Here is a 15,214-nt window from a genome sequence, read left to right on the forward strand (position 1 = left end):
ATGAATCTCGGGATCGTCCCTCCTTTCCTGCTCGACCGCGTGGCCGCGACCGACAAGCCGCACCTCGTCCGCGCCGCGCAGGCGGCCCGCCGCACGCTGGTGGCGCCGCGCACCTACCGTCCGCTGCGCACGACGCTGAAGCTGTCCGTCGACGGCGACACGCTGGTCGCCGAGACCGCACCGAGCCCTGATCGCACGATCGCCGACGCGCACAACACCGAGACGCTGCCCGGCGACACCGTGCGCACCGAAGACCAGGGCCCGGTCGCCGACGCGACCGTGAACCAGGCGTTCGACGGCCTCGGCATCACGTTCGACTTCTACTGGAACGCCTACCAGCGCGACTCGATCGACGGGCGCGGCCTTCCCCTCGACGCGACGGTGCACTACGGCCAGGACTACGACAACGCCTTCTGGAACGGCGAGCGCATGGTGTTCGGCGACGGCGACGGCGACGTGTTCACCGGCTTCACCGGGTCGATCACGGTCATCGCGCATGAGCTCACGCACGGGGTGACCGAGGCCAGCGGCGGCCTCGACTACCAGGGGCAGTCCGGCGCGCTGAACGAGTCGATCTCCGACGTCTTCGGGGTGCTCACCGAGCAGTACCACCTGGGCCAGACGGCCGACCAGGCGTCGTGGCTCGTGGGGGCGGGCATCTTCTCCGACCAGGTGACCGGCGTCGCCCTGCGGTCACTGAAGGCACCCGGCACCGCCTATGACGACGATGTGCTCGGCAAAGACCCCCAGCCGGCGACGATGGCCGGCTACGTCACCACGAGCGAAGACAACGGCGGCGTGCACATCAACTCGGGCATCCCGAACCACGCCTTCTATCTGGCGGCCACGACGATCGGCGGCAAGGCATGGGAGACCGCCGGCCTCGTCTGGTACAAGACGGTCACCGCCGGCACGCTGCCGTCGAGCGCCGACTTCGCGACGTTCGCGAACGCCACCCTGAAGACCGCACAGGCGGAGTACGGTGAGCAGTCGAAGGAGGTCGACGCCGTCCGCACCGCCTGGATCGGCGTCGGTGTGCTTTCGGATGGAAACGACTGACGACCCCGTCCTCTCGATCACGGTCGTGCGCACCGGCGGTTTCGCCGGGCTCCGCCGTGAGTGGAGCGTGCAACCCCCCGAGCCCGCGCGCGAGCACTGGATCATGCTGATCCGGCAGTGTCCGTGGAATGACGTGGATGCCGCGGCCCCGCCGGGCCCCGACCGGTTCACCTGGCACATCCAGGCGCAGCTGGGCACCGACGATCGGCGCGCCGACGTTCCCGAGACGCAGCTGCACGGCCCCTGGCGCGACCTCGTCGCGGAGGTGCAGTCGTTCGAGCAGGAGCGCGAGGGCAACGGCCCCGGCGCCGCGGACGACCCCGGCCGCTGAGCGGTCCTCAGTCGGGCAGACGCCAGTCCACCGGTGCGGCGCCCTGCTGCGCGAGCAGCTCGTTCGCGCGCGAGAACGGCCGCGAGCCGAAGAACCCGCGGCTCGCCGACAGCGGTGATGGGTGGGCCGAGGCGATGATGGGCGTCTCGCCGAGCAGCGGGCGCAGGTTCGCGGCATCCCTCCCCCACAGGATCGCCACGAGCGGGCCACCCCGCGCCACCAGTGACCGGATGGCGTGCTCGGTGACCTTCTCCCAACCCCATCCGCGGTGGGATGCCGGGGCTCCCGGCGCGACGGTGAGCACCCTGTTCAGCAGCATGACGCCCTGGTCGCTCCATGCGGACAGGTCGCCGTGCGATGCACGCGGGATGCCGAGGTCGGCCTCGAGCTCCTGGTAGATGTTCCCCAAGCTCCGCGGGAGGGGGCGCACATGCCTGTCGACGGCGAACGACAGCCCGATCGGATGGCCGGGGGTCGGGTACGGATCCTGACCGACGATGAGCACCTTCACCTCGGACAGCGGCCGTGCGAACGCCCGCAGCACGCGGTCACCCGCGGGCAGATAGTGGCGGCCGGCCGCCACCTCGGCGCGCAGCTTCTCACCCATCGCGGCGATGTCGCCGGCGACCGGCTGCAGCTCGCGCGCCCAGCCGTCGTCGATGAGGCCGGCGCCGGCCAGCTCGGGCAGTGTCATCGCCACGTCAGGGCCTCGCTTCCCGGCCGGTGTCCTCTTCGATGACCGATCCGCGCGCCGACCACGGGAAGTCGATCCAGCGGTCGGTCGCGGCGAAGGAGAAGTCGGGCTCGATGATCGTCGTCGGCTTCGTGTAGATGACGGCCGAGCGCACCTCGGCGCCCTGCTCGACCAGCAGCCGCACGGCGAGATCGAGCGTGCGCCCACTGTCGGCGACGTCGTCGACCAGCAGCACACGGCGCCCATCGAGGTAGCTCATGTCGAGCTCCGGAGGCAGCAGCTCGGGGTTGTCGAGCACTGTGCCGATGCCGGTGTAGAACTCGACGTTGATCGCGCCGCAGTTCTTGGCGCCCAGGCCGTAGGCGATGGCACCGGCGGGCAGCAGTCCCCCGCGGGCGATCGCGACGACCACCTCGGGAACGAACCCCGACGCGACGATGTCGCGCGAGATCGTGCGTGTCGCGGCGCCGAAGCCCTCCCAGGTCAGGACCTCACGTTCGTCTTTCATCGCTCCGCGCCCCTCTCGTCCGCGCCCAGTGTGCGCACCAGCACGCCCTGCTCGGTACCGGTCACCGTCCAGACGCTGCCCGCGCCGGCGACCCGCAGCGGCCCGTTTCCGGCGATCAGCACCGTGTTCTCGTCGATGCCGATCACCGCTTCCACGGCCTGCGCCTCGACCGCGGCGACCATGCGTGAGAGCGCACCCCACTGGGCGACGTGCACATCGACCGATACGTCGACGAGCCCGATGCCCGGCAGGACCGTGAGCTCGTCGAGGTCTTCCGAGACGTCCTCGGGTGCGATCTCGACCGCGCCGATGCGCCAGCCGCCCACGATCGCGCGGGCGGCTGTGATCGCCGCGCCCGCGGAGAAGCCGAGGTACGGGATGCCCGCGCCCACGCGTGCGCGGATGAGATCGGCGTGCGGCGCGATCCGATCGCGGTAGACCGGGGTCAGGCCGCCGCCGACGGCGATTCCGTCGACGCCCTCGAACGCGGAGGCGGGGATCTCGTCATCCAGTCCGCCGGCGGTGACGACCGGGTCGATGGCGCCGCCCGCGGCGATCGCCTCGATCAGCTTGGCGGCGTGCGCGTCGCCGTCGCCGTCGCGCACCGCGATCACCGCGACGCGCGGCACGTCCCGCCCGCCGGCCGCGGCGCACGCGGTCGCCTCGGCGACGAACGCCCGATAGGCGACGCCGTCGGGCGCGTCCTGCCAGCCGCCGCCGACGAGGTGGATGCTCACTCGCGCACCCGCAGCGGGCCGCGGGCGAGCAGGTGCTGCGCCGACTGCGCGACGGGGCGCATCGTGATGAGGTCGAGGTTGACGTGGCCCGGGGCGTTCACGGCGTACGCGATCACATCGGCGACGTCGGCGGCGACGAGCGGAGCATCCACCCCCTCGTACACCTTCTCGGCGGCCGACTGGTCACCGCCGAGGCGGTTGAGCGTGAACTCATCGGTGAACACCATGCCGGGGGCGATCTCGACGACGCGGATCGGCTCGCCGTTCAGCTCGAGGCGCAGCGCGTGCGCGAGCATCGACTCCCCCGCCTTCGCCGCGTTGTAGCCGGCGCCGCCCGGGTAGGCGCCCTGCGCGGCCGTGGACGTGACGAACACGGTGTCGGCGTGACCGTCGGATGCCGCGGCGCGGCGCAGCTGCGGCAGGAGCGCGGCCGTGACGCGCTGTGCCGACATGACGTTGACGTCGAACATCCACTGCCAGTCGGCCGGTTTGCCGTCTTCGACCCGGTCGGTGCCGCGCGCTCCTCCGGCGATGTTGATCAGTGCATTCACGGGGCCGGTCTCGCCCAGCCAGCCGGCGAGGGCATCGACATCCTGCTGCTTCGTGAGGTCGGCGGCGAAGGCCGCGGCCCCGGTCTGCTGCTCGACCTCGGCCAGTCGCTCGGCTCGGCGGGCGACCGCCACGACATCCCATCCCGTGGCCCGGAGGGCCTCGACCGTGGCGCGCCCGATTCCCGAGCTGGCGCCGGTGACAACTGCTCGTCTGCTCATGTGACAACGCTACCTGCGCGGCCGCGCGCGAGGTTACGTCACATTTCCCGCACGTTGTTGACAACGACCCCGATCCGTAGCCTCGTAGGAGCCGCACGGAGACGCGTGGCCGCAGACGACCCGAGGAGATCCCATGTCCGCTTCCGAGAACTGGCGTTTCGAGACCGCGCAGATCCACGCCGGCGCCCAGCCCGACCCGGTGACCGGCGCGCGCGCCACCCCCATCTACCAGACCACGTCGTACGTGTTCCGCGACACCGAGCACGCGCAGAACCTGTTCTCGCTCGCCGAGACCGGCAACATCTACACGCGCATCCAGAACCCCACGCAGGACGTCGTCGAGCAGCGCCTCGCGGCGCTCGAAGGGGGCACCGGCGCCCTCCTCACCGCGTCGGGCATGTCTGCGGTCACCCTCGCGATCCTGAACATCGCGGGCGCCGGCGACCACGTCGTCGCCTCGTCGGCCCTGTACGGCGGCACCTACAACCTGCTGCGCTACACGCTCGACAAGCTCGGCATCCACACCACGTTCGTCGAGGACCAGGACGACCCCGAGGCCTGGCGTGCGGCCGTGCAGCCGAACACGAAGGCGTTCCTGGCCGAGACGATCGGCAACCCGAAGATCAACGTGCTCGACATCCGCACGGTCGCCGACATCGCGCACGCCGCGGGCGTGCCGCTGATCGTCGACAACACGATCGCCACCCCGTACCTCATCCGTCCGTTCGAGCACGGCGCCGACATCGTCGTGCACGCCGCGACGAAGTTCCTCGGCGGACACGGCACCGTCATCGCCGGAGCCATCATCGACGGCGGCGCCTTCCCGTGGTCCGAGCACGCCGACCGCTTCCCCGGACTGACCGAGCCCGATCCGTCGTACCACGGCGTCAGCTACACCGGTGTGCTCGGCGACGGCATCGCGTACATCATCAAGGCGCGCGTGCAGCTGCTGCGCGACCTGGGCCCCGCCATCTCGCCGAACAGCGCCTGGCAGCTCATCCAGGGCATCGAGACGCTGTCGCTGCGCGTCGAGCGCCACGTGCAGAACACCCAGGAGATCGCCGAGTGGCTCGAGGCGCGCAGCGATGTCGCGAGCGTCAGCTACGCCGGCCTGCCGAGCTCGCCCTGGTACGCCAACGCCAACAAGTACGCGCCCAAGGGCGCCGGTGCGGTGCTGTCGTTCGAGCTGACCGGCGGCGTCGACGCCGGCCGTGCGTTCGTCGACAACCTGAAGCTCTTCAGCCACCTCGCGAACATCGGCGACGTCCGCTCGCTGGTCATCCACCCGGCATCCACCACCCACTCGCAGCTGAGCCCCGAGGAGCAGCTGTCCAGCGGTGTCACGCCGGGCCTGGTGCGCCTGTCGGTCGGCCTCGAGAACGTCGAGGACCTCAAGGAAGACCTCGAGCAGGCCCTCGCCGCCGCGCACGAGGTGCGTGAGGCCGCCCGCGTCTGACCTCCTCCTCAGGGACACGATGCCCCGCCCCGCGCCCGTTCTCACGGGCCGGGGCGGGGCATCGGTCGTCTCGCCGCGGAGACGCGCTCAGGCGGCATCCCACCACCGCAGCACGCGCAGCGCGCGCAGGGTGACCCAGCGGCTCGGAAAGCCCTCGGGCACCTCCTCCATGTCGAACAGCGTCGGCCCCTCGTGGACGTTCTCGAGGTGCCACCGCCCGTCGGCATCGGCCTTCGCGCGGAGGATCTCCACCGCCTCGGCGCAGCGCTCGTCGCGCGCGTGGCCCGTGCGACGCAGATACTCGAGGCCGCGCAGCACGTCGTAGAACCACCGCACCGGGTACGAGGCCATCGTGAACCGCGGATCGATGATCTCGCCGGTGCTGCGGCGGCGGAACAGCCCGCGCTCGAGCAGGTACTCCTCGCCGCGCCGCCGCGCCGCGCGCGCCGCGTCGGAGCCGCCGGTGGCCTGCTCGGCGTCCCACAGCCCCTCCAGCGCGCAGATCGTCGAGTGCAGCGACGCCACCCGGGCGCCGTGCTCGGCCCAGCAGTTCCACCCGCCATCGGCGAGCTGGCCGGCGAGCAGCTGCTCGACCGGATGGTCGTCGAGCTCACCGAAGTACGCACCGACCGTGAGCACGACGCCGTTGATGCACGGCTCGGTCTCACCCGCGAAATACAGCTCGCCGGCATGGTCCCACCGCACGTTCTCGCGCACGCGCGCGATCGCGGTGCGCACGCGTTCGTCGGCCGGATCCACGCCGAGATCGACGAGCTGCTGAAGGCTGAAGTGCGTCGCCGTCCAGGCGTCGTACATGGGCCGTGACTCATCTGCCCACCCGGGACGGTAGACACCGCCGTCCCACAGGCCGTCGTCCGTCTGCTCGTCGAGGAGCCGCCCTCCCCATCCTTCGCGGGCGACCCGGGCGCGCTCGGCGGCGACCTCGTCGGCGGGCGCGTCGAGCAGGTCGCGCATGACCTGCCAGCGGATCGCCGGGTCGCCGGACATCAGATACTCCATCGTCGACTCCATGCGCGCGAGGCTACGCCGCACCTCGGACATCCCGGGTCTCGCCGCCTCCCGCCCCGCGCGCGGCCCGCCTCGCCTGCCGGCTGCCTCGCCTGCCGGATACCCCGCCTCACAGACTTCGGAGCATGCAACGAAGTTCGGACCCATTCGCTCAAAAGCTCCGAGCTTTGTGTCATCCTCCGAACTCTGTAAGCGCGTAGACGCGGAGCGCACAGACCCGGAGCGCACAGACCCGGGGCGCGCCCACCAGGAGCACGACGCCCCGCAGACCCGGAGCCCGCAGACCTTGAGCCCGCGCGCGGACCGGCGTAACAGCCGAGGCGGCGCGGTGTCGATACGGGAGAATGGATCCATGGATTGGCAGCAGACCTCGGAAGACACCGTGCCCAGCGCACCGGTCACCGAGGCCGACGCCCGATCCCTCCTCGGACGCCCGCCGGCCACCGGCGCGTGGCGCGACGGCGACCGGCCCGGTGACCGGCGTTTCGTCGGCATCGGTGCCTTCCGCACCGAGAACGGCGCCGAGCTGCCCTTCGTCCGGCTCGCGTACGAGTCGTGGGGCGAGCTGAATGAGACGCGCGACAACGCCGTGCTCATCCTGCACGCCCTGACCGGCGACAGCCACGTCCGCGGGCCGGCCGGCCCGGGGCATCCCACGGCCGGCTGGTGGGAGGACGTCGTGGGCCCCGGCTGCGCGATCGACACCGATCGCTGGTTCGTCATCGCCCCGAACATGCTGGGCGGATGCCAGGGGTCCACCGGTCCCGCGAGCATCGGCCCGACCGGCCGGGAGTGGGGCTCGCGCTTCCCCTACCTCACGATCCGCGACCAGGTTGCCGCCCAGCAGCGCCTGGCCGACGCGCTCGGCATCGACCGCTGGGCGGGCGTCATCGGCGGTTCGATGGGCGGCATGCACGCCCTCGAGTGGGCGATCTCGTCCCCCGAACGCGTCGCCCGCCTCGGCGTGCTCTCGTCGCCGCCGTTCAACACCGCCGACCAGATCGCCCTGAACTCGGTGCAGCTGGAGGCCATCCAGATCGACCCGCACTTCGCCGGCGGGGACTACTACGACGAGGGCTCCGGCAACGGCCCGCACCGCGGTCTGGCATTGGCCCGCCGCATGGCGCTGCTGAACTACCGCAGCCCGGCCGAGCTCAACATGCGCTTCGGCCGCTCGTGGCAGTCGGGCGTCTCACCGCTGGGGCAGGACGGCCGGTTCGCGGTCGAGTCGTACCTCGACTTCCACGGCAACAAGTTCACGCGCCGGTTCGACGCGAACAGCTACATCCGCCTGGTCGAGGCCATGGACTCGCACGACGTCGGGCGCGACCGCGGCGGCATCGAAGACGCCCTCGCTCGCGTGACGGCGACCACGCTGGTCCTCGGCATCGACACCGACCGGCTGTTCCCCGTCGACGGGCAGCATCGCATCGCCCGCGGCATCCCGAACACCCTCGACGGCAACGAGGCGGTCGTGCTCACCAGCGACTTCGGTCACGACGGCTTCCTCATCGAGACCGAGCTGGTCGGCCACCACCTCCGGCGGCTGCTCGAGGCCTAGTCCGACACCTCGTAGCGCCACGGCAGCGTCTCGGCGAGGAGGCGATGGCGGGGGCCGGATGCCGCGAGCTCGACGCTCTCGTCGCAGGCGACATCGGGCTCCCAGAGGAAGACCCGCCCGCGGATCACCGTCGCGAACATGCGGGGCGCGGCATCCCGCGCCTCTTCCAGCGCCGCGGCGACGTCGGCGTGCGCGGTCAGGCCGTGCAGAGTGACCCAGGTGGGCGGATAGAGGCGGATCCCGCCCTGCGCGTGGCGGGCGAGCACTGCTGCCGGCGACACCCACGACGCCGTGACGACCTCGTCGGCCGACAGCGTGAGCGCGGCGTCGGCACCGGCGCCGAGGTAGAACCAGGTGCGGATGCGCTTGGGCGCACCCGCCGGCGGCAGCGTCGGCGGGGTCCAGCGGCTGAGGGGCACGAGTGCGTCGGGGTCGATGGTCAGCCCGACCTCTTCCGCGGTCTCGCGGGCCGCCGCCCGCCGGGCGTCGTCGACGATCTCGGCCCGCGGCATCCGGTCCACGTCCTCCAGGCCCCCGCCGGGGAACACCCAGGCGCCCGCGAACGAGCCGCGGTCGGGGCGCTCGATCATGAGCACCTCGAGGCCCGCCGCACCGTCGCGCAGCAGCACCGCCGTGCCGGCCAGCGGCAGATCGTCGTCGCTCACGCCTCGTCGCCGATCGCGCGCTCGAGACGCTCGACCTTCGCGTCGATCTCGCCCGTGTAGCCCGGACGGATGTCGGCCTTCAGCACGAGCGACACGCGCGAGCCGAAGGGCAGGACGGCCTCTGTGGCGCGCTTGACGACGTCCATGACGGTGTCCCAGTCGGGGCTCTCGATCTCGGTGAACATCGAGGTGGTGCGGTGCGGCAGACCAGACTCGCGGACGACCCGGACCGCGGCGGCCACGGCGTCGTGCACCGAGCCGTCCTCGCGACCGGTTCCGGACGGGGCGACGGAGAAGGCGATGAGCATGCCTCGACGCTACCGCGCTGCCGCCTCTACCGTGCCGTGTCGGGGTGGACGACCGACACCGCGGCGAGCGCACGCGCCGGCCGCGGCATCCGCGCCGGGATCCGTGCGACCCGCACGACGCTCCACACGAACAGGACGACCGTGAGCGCATTGCGCACGGTCAGCACCGCGACGGGCCCCGCGTGCGCGGCGAGCAGGCCGCTGTACGTCATCGGGTAGACGACCTGCGTGAGCGCGGAGATCACCAGGACCAGTGCTGCCGGGCCCCACCAGCGACGCCGTTCGAGCACGATGCCGACCAGGACGGGCACGACGATCCACGTGAAGTACTGCGGCGAGCCGACCTTGTTGAAGACGATGAAGCCGGTGACCAGCGCCAGCGCGAGCGGCGGGAACAGCCGGACGAAGGATGCCCCGCGCCATGCCTTCACGGCTCCGAGGACGGCGACCGCCGTCATCGCGAGGATGAGCAGCGGGGTCATCAGCGCGATGAGGACGTCGACGTTCGGACCCGTCACCTGGAAGGTCAGCATGTCCTGGTCGTAGAAGATGAACGACCCGTCGATGCGCGCGACCGCGCGCCACATGTAGAAGGCGCTCACCGGCGCCTCGATCTGCAGGTCGCGCCCGGTCTGGTCGCCGATGAAGCCGAAGGCGTAGGCCGCGCCGCCTGCCGCCACGATCGCGACGAGGGTGAGGGCCGAGATGACGGCCGCGCCGCCGATGACCGCCAGACGCCGGCGGAGGGCGATGACCGCTGCCGCGAGGATCGCCGCCGGCCACACCTTGATCCACGTCGCGACCGTCAGCAGGATCGACCCCAGCCACGGGCGGCCGACCAGCCACAGGCATCCCGCGATCGCGAGCGGAATGGTGATGGCGTCGATGCGGTACATGCCGACAGGTCCCAGGCACGCGATCGCGACCAGCCAGAACCACGCGGCGGCGCGCCGCCCGCGTGAGGTCGCGCGGCCGATGAGCATCCAGAACGCCAGCGCGTTGCAGACGGTGACGAGGATCGCCCACCCGACGATGTACCCGTGGAGCCAGCCGAAGCCGTGCGCGAGCACCATGGGCACCAGCGCGAGCTGCGGATAGACCCAGGCCTCGGTGATGCCGACGATGCCGCCGCCGTTCAGCGCTTCGCGCGACCAGGGTTCGTAGACGAGGTAGACGTCGCCCATCGGCTGGTTCGGCATCACCCAGCCGAGCGTGGCGACGCCCAGGTGCACCACGACGAACGCCACCCAGAGCCATCCCCGTCTCGCCACCCCGACATCCTATGCGGCGCCGCCCATGGGTCCGCCGAGAGCGTGGCACGGCCGCCCGGCGCCTCTGCGCGTGCGCGCGTCGCCCGCCGAGATCGCACGCATCTCGCCGAGGTCGCACGCATCTCGCCGAGGTCGCACGCTTTTCACCGAGATCGCGTCGTTCTTCACGAGGTCGCGTCCGTTGGTCCGATGCGACCTCGCGAGTTCCCGTGCGACCTCGCGAGATTCCGTGCGACCTCGCGAGAATCCATGCGACCTCGGCGATCGGGGCCGCGGGCCGCGGGCAGGCCGCACGGCGGCGACGACTCAGGTGCGGGATGCCGCGGCCACCGCCTCGGGCAGCGCGAGCGCCACATCGAGCGCGGTGATCGGGCCCGGCGCGCCTCCGCCGGCGCGGCGCGCCGCGATCGCCCCGGCCCGCCCATGCAACCACGCCGCGGTCGCCGCCAACGGCCCGAGCGCCTCGACGTCGAGCGTGCCGCGCTCGGCCTCTGCCCGCGCCTGTGCGGCCGCGACCACGGCGCCGAGCACGCCGCCCAGCACATCCCCGGTGCCGGCGGTGGCCAGCCAGGGAGTACCGGCATCGACCCGCGCCGTCCATCCGGACGGCGCCGTCACGATCGTCTCCGCACCCTTGAGCAGCACCGCCCCGCCGAGCGCGGCCGCCGTCTCGTGCGCCGCGGCCACGCGTCCGGCGCCCGCGGGCTCCAGCCCGAGCGCCGCGCGCAGCACGTCGTGCTCGCGCGCGTGCGGCGTGACCACGACCGGTGCCGCCGCGCCCACCGCCAGATCCAGCGCGCCCGCGTCGACCACGGCCGGCAGCGCGCCGGCCAGCACAAGACGCAGATCATCGGTCAGCGCGGCCGGCCGCGCAGCGGCATCCATCCCCGATCCCATCAGCCATGCCTGAACCCGGCCCTCCGCGGTCACCGTCTCGGGCCGCCGCGCCATCACCAGGTCACGAGCGGCACCGAGATACCGCACCATGCCGATGCCGGTGCGCCACGCGGCCTCGACGCCGAGCACGGCCGCGCCCGGGTATGAGTCCGAGCCGGTTTGGACCCCGACCACCCCGCGGGAATACTTGTCGTCACCGGCCGTCGGCGCGTGCAGATACGCCGCCGCGTCGGCCGACGTCCAGGTCACCGGCTCTGCCATGGCCACACCCTACCCGGAGCATCCCGATGAGCGTCCTCTTCCGCCCGCTGACCGTCCGCGGCACGACCGTGCGCAACCGCCTGTGGGTGTCGCCCATGTGCCAGTACAGTGCACGGGACGGGATGCCGCAGGAGTGGCACCACGTGCATCTCGCCCAGTTCGCGTCCGGCGGCGCGGGCCTCGTCATGGCCGAGGCGACCGCGGTGAGCCCCGAGGGGCGCATCTCGCCCGACGACACCGGCATCTGGACCGACGCGCAACAGGACGCCTGGGCGCCGATCGCCGCCGCGATCCGCGCACGGGGCGCGGTCGCGGGCATCCAGCTCGCCCACGCCGGGCGCAAGGCCTCGACCTGGCCGCCGTTCGCCCCGCAGCGCGGGTCGGTGCCCGCCGACGCGGGCGGCTGGCAGACCGTCGCGCCCTCCGCGCTCGCATTCGGCGACTTCGCGACGCCCGCCGCGCTCGACGCCGAGGGCATCGACCGTGTGGTCTCCGCCTTCGCCGCGGCCGCCCGTCGCGCGCACGCGGCGGGATTCGAGGTGCTCGAGATCCACGGAGCGCACGGATACCTGCTGCACCAGTTCCTCTCGCCGCTGTCGAACACGCGGGGCGACGAATACGGCGGGTCCCTCGAGAACCGCGCCCGCCTGCTGCTGCGCGTGATCGACGCGGTGCGCGACGCCGTGCCGGACGCCCCGTTGTTCGTCCGTCTGTCGGCCACAGACTGGGCGGACGGCGGGTGGGACCTCGACCAGACCACGACCGTCGCCCGCTGGGCGGGCGCCCACGGCGCCGACCTCGTCGACATCTCCAGCGGCGGCCTGGTCGCCCACCAGAAGATCACGCTCGGGCCGGGCTATCAGGTGCCGTTCGCCGCGCACGTGCGCCGCGAGACCGGGCTGCCGGTCAGCGCCGTCGGGCTCATCGACGACGCCGCCCATGCCGAGCGGATCGTGGCCGACGGCGACGCCGATGCCGTCATGGCCGCGCGCGAGTGGCTCCGCGACCCGCACTTCGCCCTGCGCGCCGCGTTCGAGCTGGGCGACGACATCGACTATTGGCCGCCGCAGTACGAACGGGCGCGGCCGCGGCGCTGACGACCTCGCGAGAACACGCGCGACCTCGCGAGAACACGCGCGACCTCACGAGAACACGCGCGACCTCGCGAGAATCCGCGCGACCTCGCGAGGTCAGCGACCGCGACGGCCGCGCCGCGTGGCGTCCTGCACCTCGCCGATGAGCTCTTCGAGCACATCCTCGAGGAACAGCACCCCGGTCACGCGGCCGTCCGTGTCCCGCACCTGCGCGAGGTGACGGCCGGCACGGCGCATGAGCGCGAGTGCATCCTCGAGGTCGGTCGTCTGCAGCACAGGCACCATGTGGTGGATGCGCTTGGCCGGAATCGACTGCTCCACGTCCACCGGATCGATCGGGTCCTCCGCCGCCCGGAGCACGTCCTTCAGGTGCACGTATCCGATGGGCTCGCCGTCGTCGCCGGTGATCACATAGCGCGAGAAGCCGTATTGCGACACGGCATGCTCGATCTCGGCCGGCGTGGTCGTGCGCGGCAGCGTCACGAGGTCCGCGAGCGGCACGGCGATGTCGGCGGCCTTCTTGTCGGTGAACTCGACCACCGCGGCGACGGTGCCCGAGGCATCCTGCAGCACTCCCTCACGACGTGACTGGTCGACGATCGTCGCCACCTCGTCGAGCGTGAAGGTGGAGGATGCCTCGGCCTTCGGCTCGACGCCGAACATCTTCACCACGACATTGGAGAGCCAGTTCAGCGCGACGATGATCGGGTGGAACACCTTCGACAGCCACACCAGCGGCGTCGCGAGCATCAGCACGGCGCGGTCGGGCACCGAGAACGCGAGGTTCTTGGGCACCATCTCGCCGAAGACGACATGCAGGTACGAGACGAGCAGCAGCGTGATGATGAAGCCGAGGATGTCGACCATGGCCTCGGTCGCGCCGGTCAGGCCCAGCGGCACCGAGAGCAGATGGTGGATCGCCGGCTCGGAGACGTTCAGGATCAGCAGCGAGCAGATCGTGATGCCCAGCTGCGTGGTCGCGAGCATGAGCGTCGCGTGCTCCATCGCGAACAGCGCCGTCTTGGCCGCGCGCGACCCCTTCTCGGCGAGCGGCTCGATCTGCGAGCGTCGCGCCGAGACCACGGCGAACTCCGCACCGACGAAGAAGGCGTTGCCGGCCAGCAGGATGACCAGCCAGATGATTCCGGCCCAGTCGCTCATGCCTGCTCACCGCCTTCGCCCTCGAGCGGGCTGGGCACCGGCGTGAACGTCACCCGGTCGATGCGCCGCCCGTCCATGCGCGCGACGGTCAGCGTGCCGCCGTCGATCGCGACGGTGTCGCCGACCTTCGGGATGCGCTCCAGCACGCTCATGATGTACCCGCCCACGGTGTCGTAGACGTCGTTCTCGGGCACGCGCACGGCGGCGCGATCGCGCAGTTCATCGGGGCGCCAGTCGGCCGGGAAGGTCACCGTCTCTCCCCCGCGCACGAGCTCCGCGCGGCGCCGGTCATGTTCGTCGAGCACCTCGCCGACGATCTCTTCGACGAGGTCCTCGAGCGTCACGATCCCGGCGGTCCCGCCGTACTCGTCGACGACGATCGCGACCTGATAGCCGCGCGATCGCAGCTCCGACAGCAGCGAGTCCAGGTGCACCGACTCGGGTACGCGCAGGGCGTCCTGCGCCAATGCCGCCGCGGGCACGTCGGCGCGCCGGTCGCGCGGCACGCTGACGGCCGCCTTGAGGTGCACGATGCCGACGATGTCGTCCATCGAATCGTCATAGACCGGGAAGCGGCTGTACCCGGTGCGGCGGGCGAGCTGGATGACGTCCTCGGCGCTGTCGTCGGCGGCGAGCGCCTCGACACTGGGGCGCGCGGTCATGACGTCGGCCGCGGTGAGCTCCGAGAACCGCAGGCTGCGATCCAGGAGCGACGCCGTGTCCTTCTCGAGCACGCCGGCGCTGGCCGATCGGCGCACGAGGCTCGACAGCTCCGACGCGGTACGGGCGCCGGAGAGCTCTTCCTTCGGCTCGATGCCCATCGCGCGCAGCACGGCGTTCGCCGAACCGTTCAGCAGCGCCACGGCCGGCTTGAACACCGTCGTGAACGCGACCTGGAACGGTAGCACGAGCTTGGCCGTCTGCCGCGGCAGCGCGAGGGCGAAGTTCTTCGGGACCAGCTCGCCGAGGATCATCGACAGGATCGTCGCGATCGCGACGCCGATGACCGCCGAGATCGGCCGCACCGCGGCATCCGGGATCCCCCACCCGTCCATGAGCGGGCGCAGCAGGTTCGAGATGGCCGGCTCCATCGTGTAACCGGTCAGGAGCGTGGTCAGCGTGATGCCCAGCTGCGCACTCGACAGATGCGTCGCCGTCTTGCGCAGTGCGGCGATCGTGAGCGCCAGGCGGGTCTCGCCCCGCGCCTGACGGGCTTCGAGGTCGGCGCGGTCGAGGTTGACGAGCGCGAACTCGCTCGCCACGAACAGCCCGGTGCCGATCGTGAGCAGGAGCCCCACGCCCAGCAGGATGTAGTCCATCACTCGTCACCCCGATTCACGGGGCCTGGTTCGTGGGGCGGGCGTCTGCAACTCGGCGGGTCGTCCATCGTGCGGAACATTCTATGTCAGGCA

Annotated in this window: 16 protein-coding genes; 5 read left to right on the forward strand and 11 right to left on the reverse strand. The window is 71.7% G+C overall.

All coding sequences use genetic code 11. The annotated features are described in order from the left end of the window. Both ABMQ42_RS04585 and ABMQ42_RS04590 read left to right on the forward strand, forming a co-directional pair. Complete coding sequence (locus ABMQ42_RS04585) at positions 1-1,059, forward strand: M4 family metallopeptidase (RefSeq protein ID WP_349721676.1); 1,059 nt, start codon at positions 1-3, stop codon at positions 1,057-1,059. Then, positions 1,046-1,390 carry a protealysin inhibitor emfourin gene (locus ABMQ42_RS04590; protein WP_349721677.1) on the forward strand — a complete coding sequence of 115 codons (345 nt, stop codon included), beginning with the start codon at positions 1,046-1,048 and terminating at the stop codon, positions 1,388-1,390. Before ABMQ42_RS04585 ends, ABMQ42_RS04590 begins: the two co-directional genes overlap by 14 nt. 7 nt (positions 1,391-1,397) lie before the next feature. Here the strand turns inward: ABMQ42_RS04590 and ABMQ42_RS04595 are convergent, their stop codons facing one another. Genes ABMQ42_RS04595 through ABMQ42_RS04610 form a run of 4 tightly spaced genes read right to left on the reverse strand, consistent with a single transcriptional unit; the run spans position 1,398 to position 4,099 of the window. Then, the gene (locus ABMQ42_RS04595) at positions 1,398-2,090 is read right to left on the reverse strand and encodes a uracil-DNA glycosylase (RefSeq protein ID WP_349721678.1); all 693 of its coding nucleotides are present in this window, start codon (positions 2,088-2,090) and stop codon (positions 1,398-1,400) included. Between the two features lies 1 nt (position 2,091). Then, complete coding sequence (locus ABMQ42_RS04600; RefSeq protein WP_349721679.1) at positions 2,092-2,592, reverse strand: phosphoribosyltransferase; 501 nt, start codon at positions 2,590-2,592, stop codon at positions 2,092-2,094. Continuing rightward, positions 2,589-3,329, reverse strand: coding sequence for a Type 1 glutamine amidotransferase-like domain-containing protein (locus tag ABMQ42_RS04605; RefSeq protein WP_349721680.1), 741 nt, complete (start codon positions 3,327-3,329; stop codon positions 2,589-2,591). Before ABMQ42_RS04605 ends, ABMQ42_RS04600 begins: the two co-directional genes overlap by 4 nt. Continuing rightward, entirely contained in the window at positions 3,326-4,099 is a 774-nt protein-coding gene (locus ABMQ42_RS04610) for an SDR family oxidoreductase (RefSeq protein ID WP_349721681.1), read from the reverse strand. The genes ABMQ42_RS04605 and ABMQ42_RS04610 overlap by 4 nt, the downstream gene beginning before the upstream one ends. Positions 4,100-4,232: 133 nt before the next feature. Here ABMQ42_RS04610 and ABMQ42_RS04615 point away from each other — a divergent pair, with 133 nt between their 5' ends. Continuing rightward, positions 4,233-5,555 (forward strand): bifunctional o-acetylhomoserine/o-acetylserine sulfhydrylase, encoded by a 1,323-nt coding sequence (locus ABMQ42_RS04615; protein ID WP_349721682.1) that lies wholly within the window; start codon positions 4,233-4,235, stop codon positions 5,553-5,555. A gap of 87 nt (positions 5,556-5,642) precedes the next feature. Here the strand turns inward: ABMQ42_RS04615 and ABMQ42_RS04620 are convergent, their stop codons facing one another. Beyond that, positions 5,643-6,587 (reverse strand): hypothetical protein, encoded by a 945-nt coding sequence (locus ABMQ42_RS04620; protein WP_349721683.1) that lies wholly within the window; start codon positions 6,585-6,587, stop codon positions 5,643-5,645. A gap of 349 nt (positions 6,588-6,936) precedes the next feature. On the opposite strand from ABMQ42_RS04620, the gene metX reads away from it, so the two are divergent. Then, the gene (gene metX, locus ABMQ42_RS04625; RefSeq protein ID WP_349721684.1) at positions 6,937-8,145 is read left to right on the forward strand and encodes a homoserine O-acetyltransferase MetX; all 1,209 of its coding nucleotides are present in this window, start codon (positions 6,937-6,939) and stop codon (positions 8,143-8,145) included. Here metX and ABMQ42_RS04630 read toward each other — a convergent pair. From ABMQ42_RS04630 to ABMQ42_RS04645, 4 genes are all read right to left on the reverse strand, one after another. Next, entirely contained in the window at positions 8,142-8,810 is a 669-nt protein-coding gene (locus ABMQ42_RS04630; protein ID WP_349721685.1) for an NUDIX domain-containing protein, read from the reverse strand. The two genes, metX and ABMQ42_RS04630, sit on opposite strands and share 4 nt — an antisense overlap. Continuing rightward, complete coding sequence (locus tag ABMQ42_RS04635) at positions 8,807-9,118, reverse strand: thiamine-binding protein (RefSeq protein WP_349721686.1); 312 nt, start codon at positions 9,116-9,118, stop codon at positions 8,807-8,809. The genes ABMQ42_RS04630 and ABMQ42_RS04635 overlap by 4 nt, the downstream gene beginning before the upstream one ends. Before the next feature lie 26 nt (positions 9,119-9,144). Beyond that, the gene (locus tag ABMQ42_RS04640; RefSeq protein ID WP_349721687.1) at positions 9,145-10,389 is read right to left on the reverse strand and encodes a glycosyltransferase 87 family protein; all 1,245 of its coding nucleotides are present in this window, start codon (positions 10,387-10,389) and stop codon (positions 9,145-9,147) included. Positions 10,390-10,695: 306 nt separating this feature from the next. After that, positions 10,696-11,547, reverse strand: a complete 852-nt coding sequence (locus ABMQ42_RS04645) for an ADP-dependent NAD(P)H-hydrate dehydratase (RefSeq protein ID WP_349721688.1) — start codon at positions 11,545-11,547, stop codon at positions 10,696-10,698. A 26-nt stretch (positions 11,548-11,573) separates the two neighbouring features. Between ABMQ42_RS04645 and ABMQ42_RS04650 the strand changes: the two genes are divergently transcribed. Then, positions 11,574-12,644, forward strand: coding sequence for an NADH:flavin oxidoreductase/NADH oxidase (locus ABMQ42_RS04650; protein WP_349721689.1), 1,071 nt, complete (start codon positions 11,574-11,576; stop codon positions 12,642-12,644). A gap of 93 nt (positions 12,645-12,737) precedes the next feature. On the opposite strand, the gene ABMQ42_RS04655 is transcribed toward ABMQ42_RS04650, so the two are convergent. Both ABMQ42_RS04655 and ABMQ42_RS04660 read right to left on the reverse strand, forming a co-directional pair. Further along, positions 12,738-13,802: a hemolysin family protein gene (locus ABMQ42_RS04655; RefSeq protein ID WP_349721690.1), complete on the reverse strand. Its 1,065-nt coding sequence runs from the start codon at positions 13,800-13,802 to the stop codon at positions 12,738-12,740. Further along, a complete protein-coding gene (locus tag ABMQ42_RS04660; RefSeq protein ID WP_349721691.1) occupies positions 13,799-15,121 on the reverse strand; it encodes a hemolysin family protein in 1,323 nt (440 codons plus the stop codon). Before ABMQ42_RS04660 ends, ABMQ42_RS04655 begins: the two co-directional genes overlap by 4 nt. Between the last annotated feature and the right edge of the window lie 93 nt (positions 15,122-15,214).

It is taken from the genome of Microbacterium sp. KR10-403 (assembly GCF_040196215.1).
In the GTDB taxonomy this organism is placed as follows: Bacteria; Actinomycetota; Actinomycetes; order Actinomycetales; family Microbacteriaceae; genus Microbacterium.

What these genes read in the sequence shown, in the direction of transcription:
- ABMQ42_RS04655 (WP_349721690.1), bottom strand. Translation starts at nt 13,802, where the DNA reads ATGAGCGACTGGGCCGGAATCATCTGGCTGGTCATCCTGCTGGCCGGC.
- ABMQ42_RS04635 (WP_349721686.1), bottom strand. Translation starts at nt 9,118, where the DNA reads ATGCTCATCGCCTTCTCCGTCGCCCCGTCCGGAACCGGTCGCGAGGAC.
- ABMQ42_RS04585 (WP_349721676.1), top strand. Translation starts at nt 1, where the DNA reads ATGAATCTCGGGATCGTCCCTCCTTTCCTGCTCGACCGCGTGGCCGCG.
- metX (WP_349721684.1), top strand. Translation starts at nt 6,937, where the DNA reads ATGGATTGGCAGCAGACCTCGGAAGACACCGTGCCCAGCGCACCGGTC.
- ABMQ42_RS04615 (WP_349721682.1), top strand. Translation starts at nt 4,233, where the DNA reads ATGTCCGCTTCCGAGAACTGGCGTTTCGAGACCGCGCAGATCCACGCC.
- ABMQ42_RS04590 (WP_349721677.1), top strand. Translation starts at nt 1,046, where the DNA reads ATGGAAACGACTGACGACCCCGTCCTCTCGATCACGGTCGTGCGCACC.
- ABMQ42_RS04600 (WP_349721679.1), bottom strand. Translation starts at nt 2,592, where the DNA reads ATGAAAGACGAACGTGAGGTCCTGACCTGGGAGGGCTTCGGCGCCGCG.
- ABMQ42_RS04660 (WP_349721691.1), bottom strand. Translation starts at nt 15,121, where the DNA reads ATGGACTACATCCTGCTGGGCGTGGGGCTCCTGCTCACGATCGGCACC.
- ABMQ42_RS04650 (WP_349721689.1), top strand. Translation starts at nt 11,574, where the DNA reads ATGAGCGTCCTCTTCCGCCCGCTGACCGTCCGCGGCACGACCGTGCGC.
- ABMQ42_RS04610 (WP_349721681.1), bottom strand. Translation starts at nt 4,099, where the DNA reads ATGAGCAGACGAGCAGTTGTCACCGGCGCCAGCTCGGGAATCGGGCGC.
- ABMQ42_RS04620 (WP_349721683.1), bottom strand. Translation starts at nt 6,587, where the DNA reads ATGGAGTCGACGATGGAGTATCTGATGTCCGGCGACCCGGCGATCCGC.
- ABMQ42_RS04645 (WP_349721688.1), bottom strand. Translation starts at nt 11,547, where the DNA reads ATGGCAGAGCCGGTGACCTGGACGTCGGCCGACGCGGCGGCGTATCTG.